Source organism: Novosphingobium sp. NBM11, assembly GCF_015390225.1.
Classification (GTDB): Bacteria; Pseudomonadota; Alphaproteobacteria; order Sphingomonadales; family Sphingomonadaceae; genus Novosphingobium.
Genome location: NZ_VUOG01000003.1, coordinates 36,796 through 62,666, shown reverse-complemented (window position 1 = coordinate 62,666; position 25,871 = coordinate 36,796). Strand labels below are relative to the sequence as shown.

Sequence of the window (25,871 nt, the reverse complement as noted above, 5' to 3'; positions counted from 1 at the left end):
AGCGCCGGCGTGAGGACGGCGATCAAACGCATTTTCTTCATGACAAAAACCCCTTTCGCTCGTGGTGATCGTTCGTCCTGCGCTGCCTGATGTTTCTTGTTATGCTGCTGGTCTTTCCGCCGCGCCGTCAGGAAGGCGAGGATCGGGCAATCGGAGACCGGCACTTCGCCCGGGCATTCGTCGGCGAGCATCCGCAGCATGTCGCGGATATCCGACAGGCGCTCGAGCCGGGCTTCGGCGTCCGCGATCTTGGCAAGCGTGATATCGAGCACGGCCTGGGCATGCGCGGTGTCCGACGCCCTGAGCGCCAGCAGCTGCCGGGCCTGTTCGAGTGTGAAACCAAGCTCCTGCGCCGAGCGGATGAAATTGACGCGCTCGAGGTCGGTCGCGTCGTAGAGCCTGTAGCCCGCTGCCGTGCGCGCGGGCTCGCGCAGCAGGCCCATCCGCTCATAATAGCGGATCGTATCCCGCCCCACGCCTGCGGCCGCGGCCAGTTCGCCGATCTTGAAATTGCCCATGTCATCCGCTCGATCATGCCGGTTGGACCATGGTCCAGGGTCAAGCGGTTTCGCTTTGACCCCGAACGGTCTCCTCGTCGCCGGCGGCCCGCTGCCCCGACGCGTCGCAGGGCAGCCCGTGCCGCCGGGCCACCGGCTTGTCAGTTCTTGCGAAGCTCGACGATGTCGTGCCTGGCAGGCGTGCCGTCGGCGACGGACACGTGCGCGAAGTGATCGTCAAAGATATGGTCGATCGTCACATGGCCGACGAGCTGGCGGTGATAGGTCGGCGCCACGCCCTTGGACGGACCCGGATGGGTCACGACGCGATAGACCTCGAGCTTCTGGCCGACCTCGGCGCCATCGGCCTTGCCGATGCAGACGACCGTGCCGTTGCTGCCCGTGTCGACGATCGAGCCGCGCATGAACAGGCTGTGCCCGATGCCCTGGGCCATAGCGGGGACGGCAGCAAGCATCGAAATGCCGGCAAGCGCGACCATGAGAGTTTTTCTGACCATATTCACCTCCTTGGATGGTAAGCCACCGCCCGGACTTTGCCGAGGGGAAGAGCGTCTCTTCAGGCTTGGGACTACGGTCCCGGGTCCAGCCTCGATATACGTAGAGGCCGCAGCCGATCTTCTTCCCCGGGCCGGATCTTTATTGACGCGGAGTTGACGGAATCAGCCGTCAGCACTTCAAAATCCGCGCGGCGCGAGACTTTGGTTGGCTGCGCCCGCGAAACCCGCTAGATATCGAGGCCCGTGAAACGCCTGCTCGCCCTCCTGCTCGTCATCGGAGCGCTGTCCGGTCTCTTCGGAGCCCAGATGGCGGCCGCGCACAGCGTGCCGCAGGCGGCAGGCGCGCCGCTGGCCAAGGGCATGGATGCGGACTGCATGGCGATGATGGCCAAGCAGCAGCCTGCGCCCAGCGAAAAGCCCTGCAAGGGCCTGACGCTCGATTGCATCGCCGCGATGGGGTGCGTGATCCCGCTGGTCGCAGCGGACCTGGCAGGCGGCGTTGCGCCTGCGCGTCTCTACGACGCGCCCAGCTTCTGGACGACCGACACGATATTGACCGGCAAGGCGGTTGCGCCCGAGCCGGATCCTCCCACCAGCCTTGCCTGATTGAACGAGCACGGGCTGCGCGCATCGATCGATGCGTGCGCGCCCGGTTTCCTTCTTTTCAGTCAAAGGTTTTCGTGATGATCAAACTGCTTCCGGCCGCCCTTGTGGCGGCCCTCAGTCTCGCCGCGCCTGCGCTTGCAACCGACGCGAGCCGCACGCCGCAAGGCCATTGGGAATGGCGGTCGGCGCCGCAATATGGTCCGCGGGCGACTGGCCCTGCGCGTGTCCGCATATGGGTGCCCGACAGCCGGGACATGGCCAGCTGCGATTGCGCGATGATGCAGGCAAGCGCCGCCGACTGCATGCGCGGCGCAGTCAGGTCGGACAAGGGCTAAACCCGCTCCGGAGCGGCGCGTCACATCTTGGCGCGCCGCCTCTGTCATGAGGGGATGATATCCATGATCATGATGCCGAGGCGCGCTGTGCGACGCCTGTTGCTCTCTATCGGTGCGACGCTTGCGAGCGCCTGGGCCGTGCCGGTGTCGGCCGGCCCGCTCACCTACGAGCAGGCAGTGAGGCTCGCTGCCGCCAACGCGCCAAGCCTCAAGGCGCGCGCGGCGGCGACAGCCGGCGCCCGCTCTTCGGCGGTCGCGGCCGATCGCCTGCCCGATCCGACGCTCGACCTGGGCCTGCAGAACTTCCCGGTGAGCGGCCCCAATGCCGGCAGCTTCACGCGCGACGATTTCACTATGGCGACGATCGGGTTCAGCCAGACCTTCCCCAATCTCGCCAAGCGCCATGCACGCGCCGCGCGCGCCGCGGCCGATATCGGTATCGCCGAGGCGGGCGAGCTGGTCGAAGGCCGCAACGTGCGGCTCGAGACCGCCCTCGCCTGGGTCGATCTCTATTATGGAGAACGCCGGCTCCGGCAGCTCGACCTGCTCGATGCCAGCCTCGACGACCTGCAGAAGACCGTGACCGCACGCCTGGCGTCGGGCAGCGCGCGCCCGAGCCAGGCGCTCGAGCCCGACCAGCTCCGCGCCGCCATCGCCGATCGCCGCGCCGAGATGGCTGCGGTGGTGGCGCAGGCGCGGGCCCGGCTCGCGCGCTATACCGGCGACCCCGACCCGCAGGCGACGGGCGACCCGCCGATGCTCGATGTCGATCCGATCCGGCTGCGGGCCGAAATCGATGCGCTTCCCGCCCTGCGCGCGCAGGACGCGCGGATCGCAGTCGCCGAAGCGGACGTGCGTCTCGCGCGCGCCGACAAGCGCCCCGACTGGAAGGTCGGCGTCACCTATGGCCGGCGCGATCCCATGTACGGCGACATGGCCTCGGTCGGCGTGTCGATCGACCTGCCGCTGTTCGCCGGCAAGCGCCAGAACCCCAGGATCGCTGCAAGCGAGAGCCTTGCGCAAGGGGGTCGGTTCGACCGCGAGGCGATCCGCCGCGAGCTGGTGGCGCAGCTCGACGCCGATCTCGCAGACCATGCCATGCATCTCTCCCGGTTGCGCAATGCCCGCGAGACGCTGGTGCCACTCGCCAGGCACCGCGCCGAGCTCGACCGCGACAGCTATGGCGCCGGCAAGCTCGACCTTGGCGCCGCGCTGCTCACGACGCTCGGGCTCGCGGAGGCCGAGGTCGAGGCGCTCAACCGCGAAGCCGACGTCGCGCGCGACGCGGTCCGCATCACTATCACCTATGGGGAGGAGCGGCCATGACGCTCGATAAATCCGCGCTGCGCTGGGGCGCATCGATCCTGGCTGTCGCGCTGCTGGCCGGCGGCACAGGCTATTGGGCTGGCCATCGCCAGGCACCGCAATCGGAGGCGACCACGCCCGCCGGGGCAGGCAAAGTCCTTTACTGGTACGATCCGATGTTCCCCAACCAGAAGTTCGACAAGCCCGGCAAGTCGCCCTTCATGGATATGCAGCTCGTGCCGCGATACGCGGACGGAGGAAGCGCCGGCGCGGCCCCCACGGTCGCCGTCGATCCCGCCGCGCGGCAGAGCCTGGGATTGCGGGTCGTCGCGGCGAAGATGGGCAGCCTTGCCTCGGCCCTCGAGGTCACCGGCACGATCGACTTCAACCAGCGCGACGTCGCCGTCATCCAGGCGCGTTCGGGCGGGTTCGTGAGCCGCGTCTATGCGCGAGCGCCCGGGGACGTGGTCCGCGCCGGCGCGCCGATCGCGGACCTGCTCCTGCCCGAATGGGGCGGCGCGCAGACCGAATATCTGAGCGTCAGGCGGCTCGGCAAGCCCGACCTCACCGCGGCCGCGCGCCAGCGACTGCGGCTGATGGGCATGTCCGACGGCCTCATCGCCAGCGTCGAGCGGAGCGGACGCCCGAACGGCGTGGTGACGATCACGACGCCGATCTCGGGCACGATCCAGACGCTCGACGCCCGTGCCGGCGTGACGCTCGCCATGGGCCAGACGCTCGCCCAGGTAAGCGGGCTCGGCACCGTCTGGCTCAATGCCGCGGTGCCCGAAGCGCGCGCGGGCGATGTCCGGGTCGGCCAGAATGCCAGCACCACGCTGGCGGGCTTCCCCGGCGAGCGCTTCGCCGGCCGGGTGATCGCGATCCTGCCGACCACGCAGGCCGACAGCCGCACGCTCACCGTGCGGATCGAGCTGCCCAACCGGGACGGCCGGTTGCGGCCGGGCATGTTCGCCAGCGTCGCGCTTGGCGGCGATGCCAAGCCGGCGCTGCTGGTGCCGAGCGAAGCGGTGATCCGCACGGGCAGGCGCACGCTCGTCATGCTGGCCGCAGGCGACGGGCGCTATCATCCCGCCGAGGTCCGCATCGGCCGCGAGGCAGGCGGCGAGACCGAGATCCTTGCCGGCCTGTCGCCCGGCGAGAACGTCGTCGTCTCGGGGCAGTTCCTGATCGATTCCGAGGCGAGCCTGTCGGGAATCGAGGCGCGGCCGATCGGCGGCGGTGCGGCATCGGCGACCATCGCCGCGCCGGCGTCGAAAGCCACGCTGTACGAGACGACGGGCAAGATCGAGCGGATCACGGCCAATTCGGTGACGCTCAGCCACGAGCCCGTTCCCGCGCTCGACTGGCCGGCGATGACGATGACCTTCGCGCTCGCCAATCCGGGCATCGCGCGCGGCTTCAAGGCGGGTGACCGGGTCCGGTTCGGGTTCGACCGGCCCCCGGCGGGACCGACGCTGCGGCATATGGCGAAGGTGGCGGGCCAGTGATCGCCCATCTCATCCGCTGGTCGGTGAGGAACCGCTTCTTCGTCGTGCTCGGCATGCTCGCGCTGGTCGGCGCGGGCCTGTGGGCGGTGCGCTCGACCCCGATCGACGCGCTGCCCGATCTTTCCGACGTGCAGGTCGTGATCCGCACTTCCTATCCGGGTCAGGCGCCGCAGATCGTCGAGAACCAGATCACCTATCCGCTCACCACCACCATGCTGTCGGTGCCCGGCGCCAAGACGGTGCGCGGCTATAGCTTCTTCGGCGACAGCTTCGTCTATGTGATCTTCGAGGACGGCACCGATCTCTACTGGGCGCGCAGCCGCGTGCTCGAATATCTCAACCAGGTTCAGGGTCGGTTGCCGGCCAGCGCCCGCAGCGCGCTCGGGCCGGACGCGACCGGGGTCGGCTGGGTCTATGAATATGCGCTGGTCGACCGCACCGGCCGGCACGATCTCTCGCAGCTTCGCGGGTTGCAGGACTGGTTCCTGCGCTACGAGCTGAAGACCGTGACCGGCGTGGCCGAAGTCGCCAGCATCGGCGGCATGGTCAAGCAGTACCAGGTGCTGCTCGATCCGGTGAAGCTCGCGGCCTACGGCGTAACCCACGCCCAGGCAGTGCAGGCGATCAGCCAAGCCAATCAGGAAGCCGGCGGCTCGGTGCTGGAAATGGCCGAGGCCGAATATATGGTCCGCGCCTCGGGCTATCTGAAAACGCTCGACGATTTCCGGGCAATCCCGCTCAAGACTGCGGCGGGCGGCGTGCCCGTCCGGCTCGGCGATGTCGCCACGATCCAGGTCGGCCCCGAGATGCGGCGCGGCATCGCCGAACTGAACGGCGAAGGCGAGGTCGCCGGCGGCGTCGTTATTCTTCGGTCAGGCAAGAACGCCCGTGAGACCATCGCGGCGGTCAAGGACAAGCTCGCCGATCTCAGGAAAAGCCTGCCGCCGGGCGTCGAGGTGGTCACGGTCTATGACCGCTCGCAGCTGATCGATCGCGCGGTCGAGAACCTCACCCGCAAGCTGGTCGAGGAGTTCATCGTCGTCGCATTGGTCTGCGCCCTGTTCCTCTGGCACGTCCGCTCGGCGCTGGTCGCGATCCTGACCTTGCCGCTCGGTGTGCTGGCCGCGTTCGTCGTAATGCGGTTCCAGGGGGTGAACGCCAACATCATGTCGCTGGGCGGCATCGCCATCGCCATCGGCGCGATGGTGGATGCGGCGGTCGTCATGATCGAGAACGCCCACAAGAGGATCGAACGCTGGGAGCAGGATCACCCGGACAGACATCTCGATGGCGAGATGCGCTGGATCGTCGTCACCGAGGCGGCGGCCGAGGTCGGGCCGGCGCTGTTCTTCAGCCTGCTGATCATCACGCTGTCGTTCATTCCGGTCTTCACCCTGGAGGCGCAGGAAGGCCGGCTGTTCGCGCCGCTCGCCTTCACCAAGACCTATGCGATGGGCGCGGCCGCGATCCTGTCGGTGACCCTGGTGCCGATCCTGATGGGCTGGCTGATCCGGGGCCGCATTCCGGCCGAGCAGGCCAATCCGGTCAATCGCTGGCTCACCAATATCTACCGGCCCGCGATCGACTGGACGATGAAGCGGCCCAAGGCAGTGCTGCTGATCGCGGCTCTGGTGTTCGCCACCACGGCCTGGCCGCTCAGCCGGCTCGGCGGCGAGTTCATGCCCAATCTCGACGAGGGCGACCTGCTCTACATGCCCTCGGCGCTGCCGGGCCTCTCGGCCGCCAAGGCGAGTGAGCTGCTCCAGCAGACCGACCGCCTGATCAAGACCGTGCCCGAAGTCGAAAGCGTGTTCGGCAAGGCCGGCCGCGCCGAGACCGCGACCGATCCCGCGCCGCTCGAAATGTTCGAGACGACGATCCAATTCAAGCCCCGCGACCAGTGGCGGTCGGGCATGACGCCCGAACGCCTTGTCGACGAGCTCGATCGCCGGGTGAAGCTTCCGGGTCTCGCCAATATCTGGGTGCCGCCGATCCGCAACCGCATCGACATGCTCGCGACGGGCATCAAGAGCCCGATCGGGGTCAAGGTGTCGGGCAGTGACCTCGCCGAGCTCGACCGCATCGCGCATGATGTCGAGACCGTGGCCAGGAGCGTGCCCGGCGTCAGCTCGGCGCTCGCCGAGCGGCTGACCGGCGGACGCTATGTCGATGTCGACATAGACCGCGCCGCCGCCGCGCGGTTCGGGCTCAACATCGCCGACGTCCAGGCCATCGTCTCCGGCGCGATCGGCGGCGAGACGATCGGCGAGACGGTCGAGGGCCTCGCCCGCTACCCGATCAGCGTGCGCTATCCGCGCGAATTGCGCGACAGCCTCGACGGGCTGCGGGGGCTACCGATCCTGACGCCCGCGGGCCAGCAGATCACCCTCGGCACGGTCGCCAATGTCACGATCGCCGAAGGGCCGCCGATGCTCAAGACCGAGAATGCCCGGCCCTCGACCTGGGTCTATGTCGATGTGCGCGGGCGCGATCTCGCCTCGGTGGTTGGCGATCTGCAACGCGCGGTGGCGAGACAGGTTCGGCTCTCGCCGGGGGTCAGCATCGCCTATTCGGGCCAGTTCGAATATCTCGAGCGCGCGGTCGACCGCTTGAAGCTGGTCGTGCCCGCGACGCTGCTGATCATCTTCGTGCTGCTGTACCTCATCTTCGGCCGCTTCGACGAGGCGGCATTGATCATGGGCACGCTGCCGTTCGCGCTGACCGGCGGCATCTGGACGCTCTATCTGCTCGGGTTCAACCAGTCAGTCGCGACCGGGGTCGGGTTCATCGCGCTAGCCGGCGTCTCCGCCGAGTTCGGGGTGGTGATGCTGATCTATCTCAAGAATGCGCTGGCCGAGCGCACGGCTAATCCGGACGCCGCCGAGGTGAAGGCCGCGGTGCGCGAAGGCGCGCTGCTGCGCGTCCGGCCCAAGGCGATGACGGTCGCGGTGATCCTCGCCGGCCTGCTGCCGATCCTGCTGGGATCGGGCGCGGGCTCGGAGGTGATGAGCCGGATCGCGGCGCCGATGATCGGCGGCATGCTGAGCGCGCCGCTGCTGTCGATGTTCGTCCTGCCCGCCGCCTATCTGCTGCTGCGCCGGCCGAAGACCGACCCCATCCATCAACCCGCTTCATCATGAAGGAGACGATTATGAGACATGCACGACTGACCCTCGCCCTCGGCCTTGCCGTCCTGACCGCCGCGTGCGGCAAGAAGGGCGAGACCCCGGTTACAACCGAAACCAACCAGGCGGCGCCTGCCGCGACCATGAGCGGCGACATGGGCAACATGTCGATGGCGCCCGACGCGAACGCCGCAATCAAGGCCAAGGGCCATGGCACCGTCACCGCGATCGACAAGACGGCGGGCACGATCACGCTCAACCACGGCCCGATCCCCGAAGCCAAGTGGCCGGCGATGACGATGGCGTTCAAGGCGGCGCCCGCGATCACCGATGCGGTCAAGGTCGGCGACAAGGTCGATTTCGACCTCTCGCTCAAGGGCAGCGATGGCGAGGTCACCGCGATCGCAAAGCAGTGATCCGCTAAGTTCGACCGGAAAAAGCTGGTTGCGTCGCCGCTCCCGGGCGGCGACGCCCGTGCCGGCCGTCTGCCTGGCTGTGCGCCCGGTCGACGGTTGCGACCGGCAACGCCCAATGCCAGCGGCGTTTCCCTGCGCGATCACCGACAATTTGAGCACGCTTCGCGGATCGCACATTGAACGTGCAAGCCGCCCTTGCTCGCGATAGCCTGAACGGCAAGGAGCCCAGTTTAGATGACCCAGCCAGTATGACCTTGTTACCCGCGACACATCATGATCTCGTGAGCGAGCTTGTCCGTCGTTGGCGAGACGATCCCGGCGCCACCTATCGCTCCTGGTTTCTGTGGGACGAACGGCTGAAAAACTTCCGCTCCATCCGTCGCGGGCTGCAGCAGGTGGTCGCAGAAATCGAAAGTGGGCGGTTCGGCGTCGCCTATCGCGGCTCGTCACTGGAAACGGTTGTCCACTCGATCGCCGAACAGCGGCAGATCTTCAAGGGCGCCGACCATGCCTGGCTGTGGAAGCCCAAGCTGCGCATTCCAGACATCTACGAAAGCCCGGACAACCAGCGGGCGTTCGGTCGCCTGCTCGACAATTGCTCGTGCTGCGATACCGCCGAGGAGATCATCAGCCACATCCGCAGCATAGACGCGCTCAAGATCAAGGGGCTGGGGCCGGCGGCGGCCAACCTGCTCTATTTCCTTCACCCGACGCTGGTGCCGCCCTTCAATACCGCGATCGTCAAGGGCTACAATGCCGTCACCGGCGCCAAGGTGAAGCTCGGGTCATGGGATCATTTTCTCGCCATGCGCGCCGGCATCCTCGACCTCAACGACCGTTACCGCGAGTTGCTCTCCAACGATCTCGGCGCGATCGGCGGACTGTTGTTCGACATTGGCTCGGGCCGCTATCCCGCGCCACCGCTGGAGGATGACGCAACGGCGGCCGACGACTGGCTCGGCAGATTGGAACATGCCAGAGCGGAGGCAAGCCGGCTCGACAAGACAGCCGCCGCGCAGGGCGAAACCGATCGCACGCACGCCGAAATCCAGGCCTGGCTGCGCGACCTCGGCCATGCCCTCGGTTACGATGTGTGGATCGCCGCCAATGACCGCGGTCGACTTCACGCTGGCTGCCCGCTTGGACAGGGATGCCTCGAGCGCCTTCCAGACGCCATTGCGACCTCTCCCGGAGCGGACTCGATCCGCCTCATCGACGTGTTGTGGCTGGCGAAGGGTGGCGACGGCGTCGCCGCCGCGTTCGAGGTTGAACATTCGACCTCGATCTACTCGGGGATCGTGCGCATGCTCGATCTGGCGCTGTCGGGGAGCGATCTGCACGCTGCCGCCGGGCTATTCCTGGTCGCACCGAATGCGCGCGAGCAGGACGTTCGCGCGCAACTCCGTCGCCCGGCTTTCAGCCGTATTGCCGATCTCGACTTCGCCTATCTGCCCTATGGCGAGCTGGAGAGAAACAGGGACGCGATCGCTCGTTTTGGAACGGGATTGAAGGCCATCAAGGCGATCTCAAGCCCCCTTCCCTGAAAGGGGGCGTTTGCGGGAGGGGGCGGAATCCTACGCCAAGCTCGCCCAGATAGCCGGCGCGAGATCTTACTTGTTGCTGCCTTCTACGGTCGCGCCAGAAAGGCGACGGCTCAGTTCTATCCGGCGATGGCTACGCATTTTGAAGGTGTCTGGCCCAACGCGCCGATACTCAATGAAGCCGAGAGAACGCCAAAATCGCTCTGCCGCTTCATTCGCTTCCAGCACGGCCAACCGAATCTCTGTGGCACCTCTCGCAGCGGCCCAGCTTTCGACCGTCGAGTAAATTGAGCGTCCGACGCCACGACCACGCTGTGCGGCATCTACGATCATGAAGCCGAGATACCATGTGCCATCACGCGGATAATCGCGGAGGATGGCCGCGATTGCATATAGGCCGCCAGGCCCCTTCCATCCCAGGACAGCTTGATTGTGGGCGCTCTTTTCGGGCGGCACATCGGAGAAAAGCTCGCGAGCATCGTCCAGCGTGGGCGCGGCCCCGTCCTGCAACAGGAAATAGTCGCTGCAACGGTTGTACAGGTCTGCAACGTCTGCGGCGTCCGCTTGGGTAAGTTTGATCGGGGCTCCCGTCATCATCATCGCGTTTTGGCAGCAAGCACGCGCTGACCGTAATCCCGGAGTTCCCCGTTGGGACCGACATAGCGGTAGAGAGTGACGCGCTCGATCCCGAGTTCCTTGCAGAGGTCGGAAACGGACGTGTCGCGTTGGGCCATAGCAGCCTGAGCGAGCCGCACCTGGGCCTTGGAGAGGGCGAACTTGCGGCCACCCTTGCGTCCCCGCGCGCGGGCAGCGGCCAGGCCAGCCATGGTGCGCTCGCGGATCATATCCCGCTCAAACTCCGCCAGTGTGGCAAAAATGCCGAACACCATCCGGCCCGATGGCGTCGTGGTGTCGATCTGCGCGCCCTTGCCGGTGAGCACCCGCAGACCGATACCGCGATCCGACAGATTCTGCACCGTGCTGACCAGGTGGGTGAGCGTTCGGCCGAGCCGGTCGAGCTTCCAAACGATGAGGACATCGCCGTCGCGCAACGATTTCAGGCAGGCGGCAAGACCGGGGCGATCATCACGGCTACCGGATGCACGATCATCATAGATATTGCCTGGCTCGACACCGGCAGCGCGAAGGGCATCGTGCTGCAGGTCGAGCGACTGCGAGCCGTCGGCTTTGGACACGCGGGCGTAGCCGATCAGCATGGATCACAAACGAAGGTTTGAGGCGGTGACGAACATGAGCACATAAGATTGGGCTATTGTGTATCTTAACCAGCATCTCAATCAAGCTATCTCAAACCGTAGCTCGGAAAGAATAAGGAGCATGTATGCCGCGTCGCGTGACCCTGACCGATCGACAGCGCGAGGCGCTGCTTCACTTGCCGGTCGATCAAGGTGAGCTGCTGCGGCACTATACCCTCAGCGATGAGGATCTCGGGCATATCCGCCAGCGCCGGCGCGCCCACAATCGTTTTGGCTTCGCGCTGCAACTGTGCGTCCTGCGCTACCCGGGCCGGGTGCTCGCTCCTGGCGAGTTGATCCCGGCGCAGGTATCGGATTTCATCGCGGCCCAGCTCGGCCTGACCAGCGACGATCTACTCCTCTATGCCGCGCGCGAGGAGACCCGGCACGAGCATCTGGCGGACCTTCGCCGAATCTACGGCTATCGCTCCTTTTCGGGGCGGGGCGCACGGGATTTGCGCGAATGGATCGCTCGGGAAGCCGAGGCGGCGACATCGAATGAGGATCTTGCCCGTCGCTTCGTTGCGGAGTGTCGCCGCACCCGCACGATCCTTCCCGGCTCCTCGACGATCGAGCGCCTTTGCGCCGATGCGCTGGTTGAGGCCGAGCGCCGGATCGAGGATCTTATCGCCCATCGCATCACGCCAACCCTGAGCGAGAATTTGGCTCACCTGTTGGAGGATACGGTGGATGGTCGCGTCACGCGCTTCGTATGGCTGCGACAGTTCGAGGTTGGCGCAAATTCAGCAGCCGCTAACCGGCTGATGGATCGACTGGAATATCTTCAAAGGTTCGATCTTCCGGCGGATTTGCTGGACGGCGTGCCGGCGCATCGTGTGACCCGGCTTCGCCGGCAGGGCGAGCGCTATTACGCCGACGGCATGCGTGATCTGCCCGAAGACAGGCGGCTTGCGATCCTCGCTGTCTGCACCCTGGAATGGCGGTCATCGCTGGCCGATGTCATCGTGGAGACCCACGATCGCATCGTAGGCCGTCTCTATCGGGCCTCCGAACGCCTTTGCAACACCAGGATCGCCGACGAAAAGGCGGCCGTTCGGGACACGCTGAAGTCCTTTGCCGAAATCGGTGGTGCTTTGCTTGGAGCGCAGGACGATGGCACGGCCCTGGACGGGATAATCGCCACCGGGCCTGGCTGGGAACGGTTCAGAACCCTTGTCGGCGTCACCTCAAGGTTTGTTCGCCAGACAACGATTTCTCGGACATAAGCGGAACATGGGCTACGCTACACGCTTCAACCGCGCCATTGGCTCGTTGAGTGGGTGGAATTCACCTGCTGGAAGTCGCCTGGCCTGCTCCCAGAGGTAATCGCCGGTCAGACTGATGTGCGCCCAGCCCATCGGAGAAAGGTGCGCAAGCAGTGCCGCATCGAACGTCGTGCCGACAGCGTTGAGGTGCTGGGCGGCCCGGTCGAGATAGACCGTGTTCCAGTAGGAAATCGCCGCAATCAGCAGGTTCAGCCCAGATGCGCGAAATTCCTGATTTTCCAGCGAGCGATCGGTGAACCGACCCTGCCGGTTGGTATAGATGGCGGCGGCAAGCGTGTGCCTCGCCTCGCCTTTGTTGAGACCGGCCTGACAGGCACGTCGCAGTTCCGGTTGTTCAAGCCAATCGAGCGTGAACAAAGTGCGCTCGATACGGCCCAGTTCAGCCAATGCAAAATCCAGCCTGTTCTGGCGTTTGTAGGCGGCAAGTTTTCGCAAGATTACTGACGGCGCCACCGTGCCATCCTTGATTGAGGCGACAATCCTGACGATGTCATCCCAATCGGCCTCGATCGCTGCCGTTTTGATGGTGCGGCCCATCAGATTTTCGATGCCCTTGTATGTCGATGGCGCAGCGATCGAACCCAGCTTGCGGTCGCCAATATCGCGCAGCCGTGGCGCGAAGCGGAACCCGAGTAGGTGGCAGAGTGCGAAAACATGATCGGTGGCGCCGCCGGTATCGTATAGTGCTCATGCAACGGAAGGTTGCCGGCGCCCAGGACAAGCCCGTCGAGCACGTAAGGCGCTTCACCTGCCGTCGCGGACATGATCCGTGATCCGAATGATGCGAAGTGATCGGAAAGGTGAGAATAGATTTTCACGCCAGGTTCGGCGCCATATTTGGCATTGACGTCCGCCGCCCCTGAACGGCTCCGCCCCGACCGGAAGAACTGGCCATCGGACGACGAACTGGTGCCAGCGCCCCAATGCCGCGCGAAGGGTAATTCGTGATGGGCTGAGATGATCATGGCCAGCGCGGCCTGATAGTTCTCGGGTGAAAGATACCAGTTGTGGGTCCATGCGAGTTGGGCATAGCTGACGCCTTCGCTGGCATTGGCCATCCGCTCCAGCCCGAGGTTGGTGCCATCAGCCAGAATTGCGGCGAGTACCGTGCTGGGGTTGTCGTGCTCCTTGCCTGAGCGCAGGTCACGGAATGCGTTCAAAAAACCAGTGCGTTCGGCGACTTCAAGCAGCAGCTCGGTGATGCGCACGCGGGGAAGCAGGGTATCGAGCTTGCGATCGAGGGCTTCAGCTTCCGGTGGGGTGACAGGCGGCATTTGCTGAAGCTTGAGCCGGTCTCGTTCGAGCGACACTCCCTCAAGCTTGTTTGTTTTCAACTGCTTGGCAAATCGGCGCAGCCGCCAGTCAAGATTTCGTGCCCGGTCAGCGAGGTAGGATGCAGCATTTGAATCGAACGGAAGCACATCCGCCACTTTGGCGGCGTCGCGCCGACCCAGCAAATAGGCATCGAAGCGCTGATAGTTGCGGGTTCCCTCGATCCATACATCACCGGCGCGCAAACGATCACGCAAGGTTGCCATGATCGCAATTTCATAACGTCGGCGGTCGATACGGCCGCTTTCGGTGATGAGACGCTTCCACTGCCGATTGGGGAATGGCAGTGGAACGCCATCGGGAAGGTCGCGCGACTTTCGTGTGTTCGCATCGCGAATGACATCGATGGCTTTGATCAGTGCCGTCCCTGTTCCAGACGCCTTGAAGGTGAAGGCGTCCAGAAATGCCGGGCTGAAACGCCGTAGCGTGGCGTAACGCTCGGTTGCCGTTACCAGTGCGTCCTCGCCGGCAAGATCAGCAAGGGCATCTACTTGGGCCTTTGCCGCAACAAGCCGGTGCCAGCCCACCGCTTCGTCAATCAATTCGAGCGGATCGCCGCCATTCTGGACAGCCTCATCAAGTGCTGTAATCGTGGCGCCAAACAGCCGCATGAGTTGCCCCACCGACTGAATACTATCTTGGTAGCGACGCTCGCGCCCACGCCGCGCGCGCGTGAACATGCCGCCGATAAGTCGGTCAAACATTTGGATCGCGGCATCGGCAAGTCTGGCCTCAAGGTCGATCACTGCGGCCGTCAACGTCGCCCGCCTGCGATTGACGCTGTAATCCGAAAGCAGGAATGCCGGTGCCACGCCGCCCTCGCGGACAAATTGGGCAAAGCGGAATTCCGGAATGGCGCCCCCAACTACCGGGTGGATACCTATGCCGCGAACATAGCGCAGGCGCTCAAGCAAGCCATTGATATTGGCCGCAGTCGGGGCTTCTTCGAAATTACGCAACCACGCCAGCGGTGTCATGCCGAAATCCGGGTTGTTGATTACGAGTTCGTCTAGCCGTGTCAGTTCAGCAGAGCTGAGGCCTTCGACGATTGCGGCTGCGGCAGCTTTGCGTGCGCGTGCCCGGCCAGCAAGACCGGCGCGTTCCAGTGTGTCGCCTGACGGAAGAATGAACCGCTCACCCTTCAGGCCAACCATGAGGGCGCGAACAATCGGTTCACCTCTGTCTGTATACTCGGCGGCTTGCGCGGCAAGATTCAGGGCAAGTGCCAGGTCGCCGCGTCGAAACGGGCGTATGCCAAGATAACGCGCCACGAGATCGGCATGATCGGTACGGGTTTGCGCGCGCTGACCATATGCAGAGAAGGAGGAAGGATCGACGAATAACTGTGCCGCGAGGTACTGAAGAATGACGTCGGGAAGCCCGATCTCGGGTTGCAGACCAAAGCCGGGATGTCGCATCAAAGCGATTTGTGCAGCCAGACCGAGGCGATTTGCTGGACCATAGCGGCGCCCAACCAATTCAACATCTTCCGCAGAAAGGGTATAATGCCCAATGATCGCGGTTTCTTGGACAGGAGGATCGAACAGGCGCCGGCGCTCGTCTCCGGTCAGAAGTCGGCGTCGTGCCATTTTGCTCTCCCGCTGAGGCGAATAACAAAATTGACACCAAAGCGGCTTGCACTGGAGGGAGGCCATTCGTTGCCGGTTGATCCCCGAGCAATCACCCGGCGCAGCAAGACAGTTTGGCGACATCCTTATCAAACGTTTGGGCCGCCAGTTTGAGGCCTTCCACAGTGGTCAGGTAAGGAAATATCGTTGCACCCAATTCCAGGGTGGTCATGCCGTGTTTGATCGCCAGCACCAGTGTCTGGATCGAATCCGCGCCTTCGGGTGCCATGATCTGGCCGCCCAGCAAACGGTCGTTCGCCTTGTCGGCAATCAGTTTGATGAGACCCCGCGTATCGCGTGCTGCCAGTGCCCTTGGCACAGCATCGAGCGGGAGCAGCGAAACCTTGATGTCCAGGCCTTGCGCCCGTGCTGTCGTTTCAGTGAGGCCGGCGCTGGCGACTTGCGGGTCGGTGAAGACGACGGATGGCATGGAGGAATTGTCGTAGCGGTATTGGTTGCCCGTCACCGCGTTGCGCGCGGCCAGTTTTGCGCCATAGGCGGCCATGTAGACGAACTGGTCCCGTCCCGTTACATCGCCCGCCGCGTAAATGCCTGGAACCGACGTTTCGAGGTGGTCATCGACGACGATTCCACCATTACGGGCAAGCACTATGCCGCGCTCCTCCAGCCCAAGCCCGTCGCTATTGGGTCGGCGTCCGGTGGCGATGAGCACCTGTTCCGCCGCGACGGTGTCACAATGCCCCTCGCAGGTCAATTCGACCCCGCTCTGTGTTTGGGCGATACGCTGATAGCCGACACCTGCGCAAACCCGCACGCCCTCGGCTTCCAAATAGTTTTTCAGCGCGGCACTCACTTCCGGGTCCATTTCGGGGAGCAGGCGGCTTCGGCAGCAGATGGTGACATCAACGCCCAGACGCGAAAACATCTGTCCCAGTTCTACCCCGATCACCCCGCCACCGATCACCAGCAGCGATTTGGGCAAGCGATCCAGCGCCAGCGCCGATGTGCTGGTTAGGTAGGGCACGCTGTCCATCCCCGGAATCGGCGGCACGGCGGCGTGCGCACCCATCGCCAATATGACCTTGCCGACCTTCATGGGCGCATCGCCGACAATCAGCGCACCATCGGCAAAGCGTGCCTTGCCCTCGATATAGCTCACACCGTCATAGGCGGGCAGCAGATCGACATATTTTTTTTGGCGCAGCGTCGTGACAAGATCGTCCTTCGACGCCGCCAATACGGACCAGTCATCCATCTGGACAGCGCCCCCAAGGCCGGGAAAGCGCGCGGCGGCAAGCCCACCATGCACCGCTTCGGCGGCGCGGATCAGCGTCTTGGAAGGAACGCAGCCAACATTGACACAGGTGCCGCCAATCGTGCCGTGACCGACGAGCGCCACTTTCGCGCCCAGATCGGCAGCGGCGATCGCGGCGGAGAACCCGGCAGAACCCGCGCCGATGACGGCCACGTCAAATCCTTCCTGCCCGGGGCGGTTGCAACAGTCGTTCATTGCTTATCGCTTTCTTGAGGCGCTGGCGGCGCCCCGCTCAGTTTTGAATAGCGCGCGCCGGATAACCCGCGTTGGTTGATGCAGCGGCAATCGCAGCAGCATTGGTGCGGCGCGGGTTATAGGTTGCGCGCGCGGTCTTGGCTGCGAAATCGACCGTGACCGCCGTTACCCCGGCGACGCCTTCCATCGCCTTCTTCACGGTGATCGGGCAGGTGGCGCAGGTCATGTTCTCTATGGCAAAGGTGGTTTGCTTCTGAGCGGTTGCGGTAGCCGCGGGGCGATCTTGCGCCGTGCCACTAACTGCATAGGCGACCCCGCCGCCAGCCATAGCCAGCACGGCCATAGCGATACATACTGTCTTTTTCATGGGTATTTCCTTTCAATAGAACCAGGGTGCCCACCAGTCGATGGTGAGCGCCAGGATGGCGACGGCAAGGCCCAGCCACAGCACCGCCTTGGTGGTCCAAGCCGATTGTGGACGAGCGCAGTAGGAACCGTCTTCACAGGGCGGTTTCGGCTTGAAATAGACATGCCAGAAGCCGTAGCCGAGCAGCGCGAGCGTTACGCCTGCGACATAGGGCTTGTAAGGTTCGAGCGCCGTCAGGTTGGCGATCCACGCGCCGGAAATTCCGAGCATAACCAACAGTAGCGGGACGACGCAGCAAGCCGAGGCGAGCCCCGCGCCGATCAATGCGCCCGCCGCAACCCAGTTTGCCTGCTTCGGCTCGTGGTTTTCGGTGAGGGCTGGCTGTCCCGCTTCCGGCGTTGAGACCATGGCTTGAATCCCTTGTTCCAACTGAGTGATTCGCAGTGTAGGCTCTGTAGCCACTACAGACTCAAGAGGTATTTTCATGGAGCAACAGGTCGGCATCTTGCGTGCCCAGCTTGCCCGGAAAACAGGCTGCAATCTCGAAACCATCCGCTATTACGAGAAGGTGGGATTGCTGCCGGGGCCGCCTCGCAGTTCCAACGGCTACCGCGTCTATTCGCCGGAACTGGTGCAAAGGTTGCAGTTCATCCTGCGCGCGCGCGACCTTGGCTATGCAATGGATGAGATACGGTCATTGTTGTCGCTCACCGATACCGGTGCACAAACCTGCGCGGAGGTTATGGCGAGAACCGAACTCCACCTTGAAGATGTCCGCCGCCGCATTGCAGATTTGCAGAAGATAGAGGTGACGCTGGCGACCACGTTAGCCAGATGCACTGGAGATGACGTTGCCGAATGTCCCATCCTGGAAGCACTCCAGTTTTTACCCCATCAAGGCAATTGACGCCATCTTTGAGGGATTTGATTTTGTGATGTCAGCTTGGAGTATAGCCTAACCGGACGTCAGGGCGCTACCGCGGTTTCTGTCAGATTAGGGTACTAAACGGAATTTGTTGACGAATGTCGTTGCGTATCATAGATTTCAACCTGACATTTTGATGGAGAGAGTGCGCAGTGAAGGGGCAACGGATCGGCTATGTCCGGGTCAGCACGTTCGATCAGAATGTGGATCGCCAATTGGAAGGTCAGTCGCTCGATCGGACCTTCACCGACAAGGCATCGGGCAAGGACGTCAACCGCCCCCAGCTTGAGGCTCTGCTCACTTTCGCCCGCGAAGGCGATACCGTCGTCGTCCACAGCATGGATCGGTTGGCCCGCAATCTGGATGACCTGCGCAAGCTGGTCCAGGGCCTCACCAAGCGAGGTATCCGGATCGAGTTTGAGAAGGAAAGCCTGTCCTTCTCGGGGGAGGACTCCCCGATGGCCAATCTGATGCTCTCGGTCATGGGTGCGTTTGCTGAGTTCGAGCGCGCCCTGATCCGCGAACGGCAACGCGAAGGCATTGCGATCGCTCGGCAGCGCGGCGCCTATCGGGGGCGGAAACGGTCGCTCTCGGATGAGATGATTGCCGATCTGCACCGCCGCGTTGCCGCCGGTGAACGCAAGGCGACCATCGCGCGCGACATGGGCATCAGCCGCGAAACCCTCTACCAGTACCTTCGCGCCGCTGCCTGACACCAATGTTCACATTATGTCCGGAAAATCGTTGTTCAGCGTACAAAGCTTGAGGTGACGCCTTGTCGCCACGGCCTCCGCGCTGACCAACGTGCTCGCGGCCGACCCGCTCAGCCGTGTGCTGGACGGCTATCACCGTTTCCGCCTCTACGCGCCCAGGATGCTGCGCCTGCTCGACATGCAGGCGGCGCCGATCGCCACGCCTCTTCTGGCGGCCGTTGCGATGCTGCGTAACGGGATCAAGGTCGATCCGCCGGTGGATTTTCTACGTCCCAACTCGAAATGGCATCGTCATTTTTGCGCTGAGCCCAGCGGCGACCACCGGCTTTGGGAAATCGCGGTGCTGTTCCACATCCGCGACGCCTTCCGGTCCGGTGACATATGGTTGGCGGGATCGCGCCGCTATGGCGACCTCAAGCAGCTTCTGGTCCCGCCACAGGCGATAGAGCAGACCGCGCGGCTCGCCGTGCCGCTGCGACCCGGCGAATGGCTGGCCGAGCGCAGGGCTCGACTGGATACACGGCTGAAGGAGTTTGGCCGCGCGGCGCGAACCGGCACGATCCCAGGCGGCATCATCGAGAACGGCAAGCTGCACATCGACAAGCTGAGGGCCGACACGCCCGAAGGGGCCGAGGATCTCGTGCTCGATCTCTATCAACAGCTCCCGCCCGCGAGGATCACCGATCTGTTGCTGGAAGTCGATGAGCGAACCGGATTTTCCGAGGCGTTCACGCATCTGCGCACCGGCGCGCCCTGCAGCGACCGGATCGGCCTGATGAACGTGTTGCTGGCGGAAGGCGTCAATCTCGGTTTGCGCAAGATGGCGGCGGCGACCAACACGCACAGCTTCTGGGAATTGCTGCGGATCGCGCGCTGGCATGTCGAAGGCAGCGCCTATGATCGGGCGCTCGCCATGATCGTGGAGGCCCACGCCGCCCTGCCCATGGCCGCCTTCTGGGGACAAGGGCAATCGGCATCCAGCGACGGGCAGTTCTTCCTTGCTACCGAGCAGGGCGAGGCGATGAATCTGATCAACGCGAAATATGGCAACGTCCCGGGCCTCAAGGGATGCAGCCATGTGTCCGATCAATATGCGCCGTTCGCAACCCAGGTGATCCCGGCAACGGTCAGCGAGGCTCCCTATATCCTGGACGGGCTGCTCATGAATGACGCGGGCCGCCGCGTTCGCCAGCATTTTGCCGACACGGGCGGCTTCACCGATCATGTGTTCGCCGCCTGCGCCTTGCTCGGCTACAGGTTCGCCCCCCGTATCCGCGATCTCCCTCAGAAAAGACTCTATGCCTTCACGCCCAACGCGACGCCGGCCAATGTGCGAGCGCTGGTCGGAGGTAAGATCAATGAACCGCTCATCGAGCGCAACTGGCCCGACATCCTGCGCATCATGGCGACGATCGCAGCGGGGATCGTCGCCCCCAGCCAGATTCTTCGCAAGCTCGCCTCTTACCCGCGCCAGAATGAGCTGGCCCTCGCATTGCGAGAGGTGGGCCGCATCGAGCGAACCCTGTTCATGATCGACTGGATTCTTGATGCCGGCCTCCAGCGCCAGGCTCAGATCGGCCTCAACAAGGGTGAGGCCCACCACGCCCTAAAGCGCGCCATCAGCTTCCACCGCCGAGGTGAAATCCGGGATCGATCCGGCGAAGGCCAGCACTATCGCATCGCCGGAATGAACCTGCTCGCCGCCATCATCATATTCTGGAACACCATGAAGCTCGGCGAGGTCGTCAATACCCGGGCCGCCAGCGGTACCCATATCGCGCCTGATCTACTCGCCCACGTCTCGCCGTTGGGATGGGAACACATCAATCTAACCGGGGAATATCGCTGGCCCAAATCCTTAGCGTAGGATTCCGCCCCCTCCCGCAAACGCCCCCTACGATTGAGAAGCGCGGCGGAATCTCTTAGATTGATCGCTGGAGGCTTTGTTCGCGGAGACGCGCACATTGCCTTCTTTTCGTTTTAGGAAGCGCTGCCCTAAGCGACAGAAGCCAGAGCTTTGACAATGCGGCATTCCGCGATGGAGCCGACCATGTATCTTGATCCTATCGGTGCAGACACGCGATGATGGCGGTCACGACGGCGGTGGTTTCCGCGACGTCGCGCACCCTCACTGTGTCGAGGCCGATTTCAGCAGCGGGATAGTCATTCCCACCGGGGAATATCGCATCCCCAATGAACAGCATCCCGTCGAGCGGGACACCGCTCTCGGCACTCAGGCGCTTCAGGCCATAGCCCTTGTCGATCCCTGCTCTGGTCACGTCGATCGTTGTCGTGCCACCGAGATTGATCGAGAGCTCCGGCAGCTTCGCGCGCAACGTGGCCTGCAACGCGGTCCTCTTCTTTCGGTCAGGATCCCACGCTTCCTTTTCCTTCAGCGGCGCTGCCTGCCCCAGGCCCGAAAAGGTGATCTGGCTGCCCCGGTCCTCGATCCGTTCGCCCCAGATACGTTCGTCGGCGAGACCGGCATCGGTCAGCGCCTGATCGAAGGCCGTGCGGATCTTCGCCTTCTCCGCGTCGTCGAACAGTTCGGCATAGACCGCGCGCCAAGCGCCATTGATGAACCGATAGAGTTTCGTGCCTGTGGTCGGCATCAACCAGAGACGGTCGAGCGCGACGCCGGCAGGAAGGCGCGAGGCGATCTGCTTTTCGAACTGCGGCCAGTCCCCGCCCGAGATCACCGCCACATCCGTGATGGCGAGCAATCGGGCGAGGATTGCGGCCATATCCTCCGATAACGGCCGCTTGCTCTCGGCAAGCGTGCCGTCGAGGTCGAAGGCGATCAGCCACTTCATGCCGCCTTCCCTGCCGGATCGCGGTAGGCGAGCAGCCTGAGCGCATTGATGACGACGAGCAGCGTCGATCCCTCATGAACCGCCACCGCTGGCCCAATGCCGAGGCCGAGGATGGTAGCAGGCACCAGGAAGGCGACGACACCCAGGCTGACGAAGACGTTCTGCCGGATGATTCCACGGGTATGGCGGCTAAGACCGACTGCGAATGGCAGGTGCGCCAGATCGTCGGCCATCAGCGCCACGTCGGCTGTCTCCAGCGCAACGTCCGACCCCGCCGCGCCCATCGCGATGCCGACCGTGGCGCTTGCCATCGCCGGCGCATCGTTCACGCCGTCGCCCACCATCGCGACCTTGTCTTCGCCGGCGAGCTTCTTGATCGCGGCAACCTTGTCTTCGGGCATGAGGTCGCCCCACGCTTCGTCGATCCCGACTTCGTCGGCGATCGCTTCGGCGACTTTCTGGTGATCGCCGGAGATCATTATCATCCGCGACACGCCCATCTCGTGCAGCCGACGCAACGCGGTCTTGGCAGCTTCGCGAGGCGTGTCCATCAGGCCGATCGCGCCCAGGTCGCGGTCCCCCTTGCGGACCACCATTGTCGTGCGGCCGTTCTCGCGCAGCTTCGCGATTGCGTCCTGCGCGCCCTGCCCCAGCGCCGGAATGCCCTCACTTCCGAACATCTCGGCCTTGCCGATCCACACCGTCTCGCCATCCACGCTCGCGGTGACGCCCCGACCGGTCAGGCTCTTGAGGTCGCCGGCAGTCGGCACGGCACGATCGTTCAGACGTTCGCGGCCGTCCTTGACGATCGCTTGGGCCAGGGGATGGTCGCTCAACGCTTCGACGGCGACAGCCAGCGCCAGCAACTCGCCTTCATCGGCGCCATCGACGGGCACGACATCAGTGATGCGCGGACGACCTTCGGTCAGCGTGCCCGTCTTGTCGAAAGCGATCGCTTTGAGCGACCCGAGGTTTTCGAGCGGTGCACCGCCCTTCACGAGCACGCCGCCCCGCGCTGCACGGGCAACGCCCGACAGGACCGCGCTCGGCGTTGCGATCGCGAGCGCGCACGGGCTTGCCGCCACCAGCACCGCCATCGCGCGATAGAAGCTGTCGCGGAACGGCTCGTCGACGACCACCCATGCGAACAGCAGGAGCACTGACAGGACCAGGACGGCGGGCACGAAGATCCGTTCGAACCGGTCGGTGAAGCGCTGCGTCGGCGACTTCTGCGTCTCCGCTTCGCTCACCATCTTCACGACCTTGGCAAGCGCGCTTTCATTGGAACGGCGTGTCACCTCGATCTCGATCGCGCCGCCGCCGTTGATCGTACCAGCAAAAACCCGGCTTTCCGCGTCGACTGCATCGGGCTTGGCGCGTGCCGCTGCGGCATCTGCGACCGGCACCTTGTCGACCGGGATGCTTTCACCCGTGACCGGGGCCTGGTTGATCGCGCTGGTGCCCTTGATGACGAAGCCGTCGGCAGGCAGGCGCTCGTTCGGGCGGACGATGGCAATGTCCCCGACGACCATCTGCTCGACCGGGATTTCGCTGGTCTGCCCGCCGCGTCGCACGGTCGCGGTTTCGGGCGCGAGCTTCGCCAGCGCCTCGATCGCCTTCTTGGCGCGGCCCATTGCATAATGCTCAAGCGCATGGCCGAGGCTGAACAGGAACAGCAGCAGCGCACCTTCGGCCCATGCGCCCAGCGCAGCGGCGCCGGCCGCAGCGACCAACATCAGCGTGTCGATCTCGAACTTCTTCATCCGGAGGTTGTCGATCGCCTCGCGCAGCGTGAAGAATCCGCCGAAGAAATAGGCTGCGATATAGCAGGCGGTCGGCAGCCATTCGGGCGCGCCAGCGACCAGCCTCTCGATCGCGTAGCCGATCCCCAGCAGCGCGCCACAGGCGAGCGCGAAGATCAGCTCGGTATTGGGGCCGAGAAATTCGGCGTGGCTATGGTCGTGGCCATCGCCGGGGCCGTGCTTCTCTTCGCCCGCGCCGTGGCCCCCGGGGCCGTGGTCGTGGCCGGCATGTTCATCGGCAGCGACCCGCTTGCCCACCCTCACCTTCAGCTTGCGAAGCGCAGCGCGCACCTCCTCTTCGGTGGTTTCGCGGCGATCATATTCGACCCGGACAGACCCGCTGGTGCTGGCGCTTGCCTGGACCACGCCGGGCAAGGCGCACAGCGCATCGCTGACCGTGCGCGCCCGACGTTCGTGGTTGATCCCCGTCACCTGCCAGATCGCATGGCCGTAGCGCTCGGTGATTTCGGCACCTGCGGCGCGCACCATTTCGCGCAACCGTGGCAGCGGCAGCTTGGCGGCATCGAAATGGATGCACAGCGCCGCTGGCGTGTTGCCGTCGAGACAGATCACATGCGCCCGCTCGACACCTTCGCGCTTTGACAGGGTTGATACGAGACGGTCCAGGCAGGCATCGGCCGCGTCAGGAAGGTCCGGCAACAACACTGGAATGTCGAGTTCGAGCTTGTCGTTCATGACGACCTCCTTTCGCTTTTCTTGGTTTCGGCGCGCGCGTCGCGCAGGATTTCGACACCGCCCTTGATGGCGATGATGGCGGTGGCGAAGCCGACCAGCAGGTCCGGCCAATTGGTACCCAACCACAGCACCAGCACGCCGGCGATCAGGATGCCGCCGTTGGAAATGAAGTCGTTGAAGCTGAAGGTGGTTGCGGCCCGGAGATTGACGTCCGGATCCTTGAGGCGCTGGAGCAGCCGCAGGCAGAGGTAATTCACGACGCCGGCGATCGCGGACATGACCATCATGGTAGGTCCGATGGGCTCGCTGCCCTGCACGTAGCGCCGTCCGACATCGATCAAGATGCCGCCCGCGAAGATCAGCAGCATGACGCCCGAAGCGACCGCGGCGCGTGTCTTCCATGTCTGGCCCCGGGTGAGCGCCACAAGGCTCAGCGCATACACAGCCGTATCGGACAGGTTGTCGACGCCGTTGGCGATCAGCGCGCTCGAGTCCGCGAAGAAGCCGGAAACGAAGAAGCCCGCAGCGATCGCCGCGTTCAGCAGCAGGACGATCCACAGTGTGCGGCGCTCCTGCCCGCCATTGTTGTCGTTGCCCGGGATCATCCCATCATCTCCTCAAGTGTCAGCAGGGCCAGGAAGCCGACGAAAAACATCGAGCTGATGAGCGGGGTGTCGGGTTTCTCGTGCGCCTCGACCAGCAACTCCTCCGTGACGAGGTAGAGCAGCGCCATCAGCCCGAAGCTGAGGAAGCCGGCGATCATCACCGGCGACAGCGCGGCGACCGGCACGGCAGCGAGCGCGCCGATCGGCAGCAGCAGGGCCAATGCCGAGACGATCACGATGATGCGCAAGCGCGAGCGATAGGTTTCCGCCAGCTCGTCGGTCAGCGTCAGTCCCAGAAATAACACTTCCAGAGTGAGCGCGATCGTCAGCAGGAGACCTGCCTTCTCGCCCGCCACGAAAGCGAGGCCGAGCACCAGGCCGTCGACCAGAATGTCGATGCCGATCGCGGCGAGTAGCGCCATCGGCCCCTTGAAGCGGGCCTCAAGAGCCTTGAGCCCCAGCATGGTCGCGACGCCCGCCGCCCCGCCGATCAACGTCGCGCTGGGCGATGCCTCATGCTTGACCTGCGGCAGGATTTCGGTCGCTGCCGCCGCGAACACGACGCCGGCAGCGAGATGCTGTAGGCCCGCCACGAGGCCAGGTTTCAACTTGGTGCGGCTCGCGACAATCGCGCCGAGCACGACCGCCAGCACAGGCGCAAGCGTATAGAGCAGTGCCTGCATTTCCTAGGACTCCTCCGGGGTTCGGTGGCAGACGCGGATCTTCCCGCGTCGCGTGAACGCGATCGATCCGCCCGCCACGACAGCCCGCGAATGGTCGCCGCGAAACTCGTCACCGGTTCGCTGCGCGCGCAGGATCTCGGTCCTGCCCTTCGGCAGCCAGGTGACGGCCATTTTCAAGCCGTCATCGATGAAGTCGACATCGGCGCGTGTGCCGTCGTCGCAGTACATGATGCGCTGCGCGATTAGTTTCGACGTCAGATGCTTTTCATGCGCCGGCTCGGTAGGCTGGGTCGGCGCTGGATTACACGCCCCTATAACCGCCCCGGAGACGAGAACGACGCCGAGGCGCGCGATCGCCAGACCGGCCCGATTCAGGCCGCACAAGGTTGTCACATTTGAAATCGACGTGTCAGACATCGGTCTCTTCCGACGAAGCGCCCTGT

At 64.2% G+C, this 25,871-nt stretch carries 19 protein-coding genes and 4 pseudogenes; 10 read left to right on the top strand and 13 right to left on the bottom strand.

All coding sequences use genetic code 11. The features are described from left to right. Window positions 1-47: 47 nt before the first annotated feature. Together F1640_RS20605 and F1640_RS20600 are read right to left on the bottom strand one after the other, a co-directional pair. Window positions 48-518: pseudogene (locus F1640_RS20605) on the bottom strand (heavy metal-responsive transcriptional regulator); the annotation flags it as partial. A 140-nt stretch (window positions 519-658) separates the two neighbouring features. Then, window positions 659-1,015 (bottom strand): hypothetical protein, encoded by a 357-nt coding sequence (locus tag F1640_RS20600; RefSeq protein ID WP_004212653.1) that lies wholly within the window; start codon window positions 1,013-1,015, stop codon window positions 659-661. A 243-nt stretch (window positions 1,016-1,258) separates the two neighbouring features. Here F1640_RS20600 and F1640_RS20595 point away from each other — a divergent pair, with 243 nt between their 5' ends. The 6 genes from F1640_RS20595 (at window position 1,259) to F1640_RS20570 (ending at window position 9,854) form a co-directional block, all read left to right on the top strand. Next, window positions 1,259-1,621 carry a hypothetical protein gene (locus tag F1640_RS20595; RefSeq protein ID WP_007406428.1) on the top strand — a complete coding sequence of 121 codons (363 nt, stop codon included), beginning with the start codon at window positions 1,259-1,261 and terminating at the stop codon, window positions 1,619-1,621. 398 nt (window positions 1,622-2,019) lie between these two features. Next, window positions 2,020-3,282: a TolC family protein gene (locus tag F1640_RS20590; protein ID WP_029548875.1), complete on the top strand. Its 1,263-nt coding sequence runs from the start codon at window positions 2,020-2,022 to the stop codon at window positions 3,280-3,282. Beyond that, window positions 3,279-4,769 carry an efflux RND transporter periplasmic adaptor subunit gene (locus F1640_RS20585; protein WP_007406384.1) on the top strand — a complete coding sequence of 497 codons (1,491 nt, stop codon included), beginning with the start codon at window positions 3,279-3,281 and terminating at the stop codon, window positions 4,767-4,769. The genes F1640_RS20590 and F1640_RS20585 overlap by 4 nt, the downstream gene beginning before the upstream one ends. Beyond that, the gene (locus F1640_RS20580; RefSeq protein WP_194921679.1) at window positions 4,766-7,909 is read left to right on the top strand and encodes an efflux RND transporter permease subunit; all 3,144 of its coding nucleotides are present in this window, start codon (window positions 4,766-4,768) and stop codon (window positions 7,907-7,909) included. Before F1640_RS20585 ends, F1640_RS20580 begins: the two co-directional genes overlap by 4 nt. A gap of 11 nt (window positions 7,910-7,920) precedes the next feature. Then, window positions 7,921-8,310: a copper-binding protein gene (locus tag F1640_RS20575; RefSeq protein ID WP_255530646.1), complete on the top strand. Its 390-nt coding sequence runs from the start codon at window positions 7,921-7,923 to the stop codon at window positions 8,308-8,310. 248 nt (window positions 8,311-8,558) lie between these two features. Next, a complete protein-coding gene (locus tag F1640_RS20570; RefSeq protein ID WP_013039108.1) occupies window positions 8,559-9,854 on the top strand; it encodes a hypothetical protein in 1,296 nt (431 codons plus the stop codon). A gap of 66 nt (window positions 9,855-9,920) precedes the next feature. On the opposite strand, the gene F1640_RS20565 is transcribed toward F1640_RS20570, so the two are convergent. Further along, window positions 9,921-10,451: a GNAT family N-acetyltransferase gene (locus F1640_RS20565; protein ID WP_007686150.1), complete on the bottom strand. Its 531-nt coding sequence runs from the start codon at window positions 10,449-10,451 to the stop codon at window positions 9,921-9,923. Continuing rightward, window positions 10,448-11,068 carry a recombinase family protein gene (locus tag F1640_RS20560; protein WP_008832583.1) on the bottom strand — a complete coding sequence of 207 codons (621 nt, stop codon included), beginning with the start codon at window positions 11,066-11,068 and terminating at the stop codon, window positions 10,448-10,450. Before F1640_RS20560 ends, F1640_RS20565 begins: the two co-directional genes overlap by 4 nt. Before the next feature lie 125 nt (window positions 11,069-11,193). Between F1640_RS20560 and F1640_RS20555 the strand changes: the two are divergent. After that, window positions 11,194-12,300, top strand: a pseudogene (locus F1640_RS20555) (DUF4158 domain-containing protein); the annotation flags it as partial. 45 nt (window positions 12,301-12,345) lie between these two features. Here F1640_RS20555 and F1640_RS20550 read toward each other — a convergent pair. From F1640_RS20550 to F1640_RS20535, 4 genes and pseudogenes are all read right to left on the bottom strand, one after another. Beyond that, a pseudogene (locus F1640_RS20550) lies at window positions 12,346-15,314 on the bottom strand (Tn3 family transposase). A 91-nt stretch (window positions 15,315-15,405) separates the two neighbouring features. After that, window positions 15,406-16,824 carry a mercury(II) reductase gene (gene merA, locus F1640_RS20545; RefSeq protein ID WP_004213247.1) on the bottom strand — a complete coding sequence of 473 codons (1,419 nt, stop codon included), beginning with the start codon at window positions 16,822-16,824 and terminating at the stop codon, window positions 15,406-15,408. Between the two features lie 37 nt (window positions 16,825-16,861). After that, complete coding sequence (locus F1640_RS20540; RefSeq protein WP_004213249.1) at window positions 16,862-17,191, bottom strand: heavy-metal-associated domain-containing protein; 330 nt, start codon at window positions 17,189-17,191, stop codon at window positions 16,862-16,864. 12 nt (window positions 17,192-17,203) lie between these two features. Beyond that, window positions 17,204-17,599 carry a mercuric transporter MerT family protein gene (locus tag F1640_RS20535; protein ID WP_014072602.1) on the bottom strand — a complete coding sequence of 132 codons (396 nt, stop codon included), beginning with the start codon at window positions 17,597-17,599 and terminating at the stop codon, window positions 17,204-17,206. Between the two features lie 76 nt (window positions 17,600-17,675). Here F1640_RS20535 and F1640_RS20530 point away from each other — a divergent pair, with 76 nt between their 5' ends. The 3 genes and pseudogenes from F1640_RS20530 to F1640_RS20520 all read left to right on the top strand — a co-directional run. Continuing rightward, window positions 17,676-18,098, top strand: a complete 423-nt coding sequence (locus F1640_RS20530; RefSeq protein ID WP_014072603.1) for a helix-turn-helix domain-containing protein — start codon at window positions 17,676-17,678, stop codon at window positions 18,096-18,098. A 170-nt stretch (window positions 18,099-18,268) separates the two neighbouring features. Beyond that, window positions 18,269-18,829, top strand: a complete 561-nt coding sequence (locus F1640_RS20525; RefSeq protein WP_004213255.1) for a recombinase family protein — start codon at window positions 18,269-18,271, stop codon at window positions 18,827-18,829. A 61-nt stretch (window positions 18,830-18,890) separates the two neighbouring features. Further along, window positions 18,891-20,696: pseudogene (locus tag F1640_RS20520) on the top strand (Tn3 family transposase); the annotation flags it as partial. Between the two features lie 196 nt (window positions 20,697-20,892). Here F1640_RS20520 and F1640_RS20515 read toward each other — a convergent pair. The 5 genes from F1640_RS20515 to F1640_RS20495 are packed head-to-tail and all read right to left on the bottom strand — an operon-like array spanning window position 20,893 to window position 25,845. Continuing rightward, window positions 20,893-21,642, bottom strand: coding sequence for an HAD-IIB family hydrolase (locus tag F1640_RS20515; RefSeq protein WP_194921675.1), 750 nt, complete (start codon window positions 21,640-21,642; stop codon window positions 20,893-20,895). Further along, window positions 21,639-24,140: a heavy metal translocating P-type ATPase gene (locus F1640_RS20510; protein WP_004212886.1), complete on the bottom strand. Its 2,502-nt coding sequence runs from the start codon at window positions 24,138-24,140 to the stop codon at window positions 21,639-21,641. The genes F1640_RS20515 and F1640_RS20510 overlap by 4 nt, the downstream gene beginning before the upstream one ends. After that, window positions 24,137-24,745: a cation transporter gene (locus F1640_RS20505; protein WP_004212885.1), complete on the bottom strand. Its 609-nt coding sequence runs from the start codon at window positions 24,743-24,745 to the stop codon at window positions 24,137-24,139. The genes F1640_RS20510 and F1640_RS20505 overlap by 4 nt, the downstream gene beginning before the upstream one ends. Then, on the bottom strand, window positions 24,742-25,428 hold the full coding sequence (locus tag F1640_RS20500; RefSeq protein ID WP_004212882.1) for a ZIP family metal transporter: 687 nt from the start codon (window positions 25,426-25,428) through the stop codon (window positions 24,742-24,744). Before F1640_RS20500 ends, F1640_RS20505 begins: the two co-directional genes overlap by 4 nt. Window positions 25,429-25,431: 3 nt before the next feature. Next, window positions 25,432-25,845, bottom strand: coding sequence for a hypothetical protein (locus F1640_RS20495; protein ID WP_004212881.1), 414 nt, complete (start codon window positions 25,843-25,845; stop codon window positions 25,432-25,434). Between the last annotated feature and the right edge of the window lie 26 nt (window positions 25,846-25,871).

What these genes read in the sequence shown, in the direction of transcription:
- F1640_RS20540 (WP_004213249.1), bottom strand. Translation starts at nt 17,191, where the DNA reads ATGAAAAAGACAGTATGTATCGCTATGGCCGTGCTGGCTATGGCTGGC.
- F1640_RS20530 (WP_014072603.1), top strand. Translation starts at nt 17,676, where the DNA reads ATGGAGCAACAGGTCGGCATCTTGCGTGCCCAGCTTGCCCGGAAAACA.
- F1640_RS20495 (WP_004212881.1), bottom strand. Translation starts at nt 25,845, where the DNA reads ATGTCTGACACGTCGATTTCAAATGTGACAACCTTGTGCGGCCTGAAT.
- F1640_RS20505 (WP_004212885.1), bottom strand. Translation starts at nt 24,745, where the DNA reads ATGATCCCGGGCAACGACAACAATGGCGGGCAGGAGCGCCGCACACTG.
- F1640_RS20570 (WP_013039108.1), top strand. Translation starts at nt 8,559, where the DNA reads ATGACCTTGTTACCCGCGACACATCATGATCTCGTGAGCGAGCTTGTC.
- F1640_RS20515 (WP_194921675.1), bottom strand. Translation starts at nt 21,642, where the DNA reads ATGAAGTGGCTGATCGCCTTCGACCTCGACGGCACGCTTGCCGAGAGC.
- merA (WP_004213247.1), bottom strand. Translation starts at nt 16,824, where the DNA reads ATGAACGACTGTTGCAACCGCCCCGGGCAGGAAGGATTTGACGTGGCC.
- F1640_RS20590 (WP_029548875.1), top strand. Translation starts at nt 2,020, where the DNA reads ATGATCATGATGCCGAGGCGCGCTGTGCGACGCCTGTTGCTCTCTATC.
- F1640_RS20565 (WP_007686150.1), bottom strand. Translation starts at nt 10,451, where the DNA reads ATGATGATGACGGGAGCCCCGATCAAACTTACCCAAGCGGACGCCGCA.
- F1640_RS20600 (WP_004212653.1), bottom strand. Translation starts at nt 1,015, where the DNA reads ATGGTCAGAAAAACTCTCATGGTCGCGCTTGCCGGCATTTCGATGCTT.
- F1640_RS20535 (WP_014072602.1), bottom strand. Translation starts at nt 17,599, where the DNA reads ATGGTCTCAACGCCGGAAGCGGGACAGCCAGCCCTCACCGAAAACCAC.
- F1640_RS20510 (WP_004212886.1), bottom strand. Translation starts at nt 24,140, where the DNA reads ATGAACGACAAGCTCGAACTCGACATTCCAGTGTTGTTGCCGGACCTT.
- F1640_RS20500 (WP_004212882.1), bottom strand. Translation starts at nt 25,428, where the DNA reads ATGCAGGCACTGCTCTATACGCTTGCGCCTGTGCTGGCGGTCGTGCTC.
- F1640_RS20560 (WP_008832583.1), bottom strand. Translation starts at nt 11,068, where the DNA reads ATGCTGATCGGCTACGCCCGCGTGTCCAAAGCCGACGGCTCGCAGTCG.
- F1640_RS20585 (WP_007406384.1), top strand. Translation starts at nt 3,279, where the DNA reads ATGACGCTCGATAAATCCGCGCTGCGCTGGGGCGCATCGATCCTGGCT.
- F1640_RS20575 (WP_255530646.1), top strand. Translation starts at nt 7,921, where the DNA reads ATGAGACATGCACGACTGACCCTCGCCCTCGGCCTTGCCGTCCTGACC.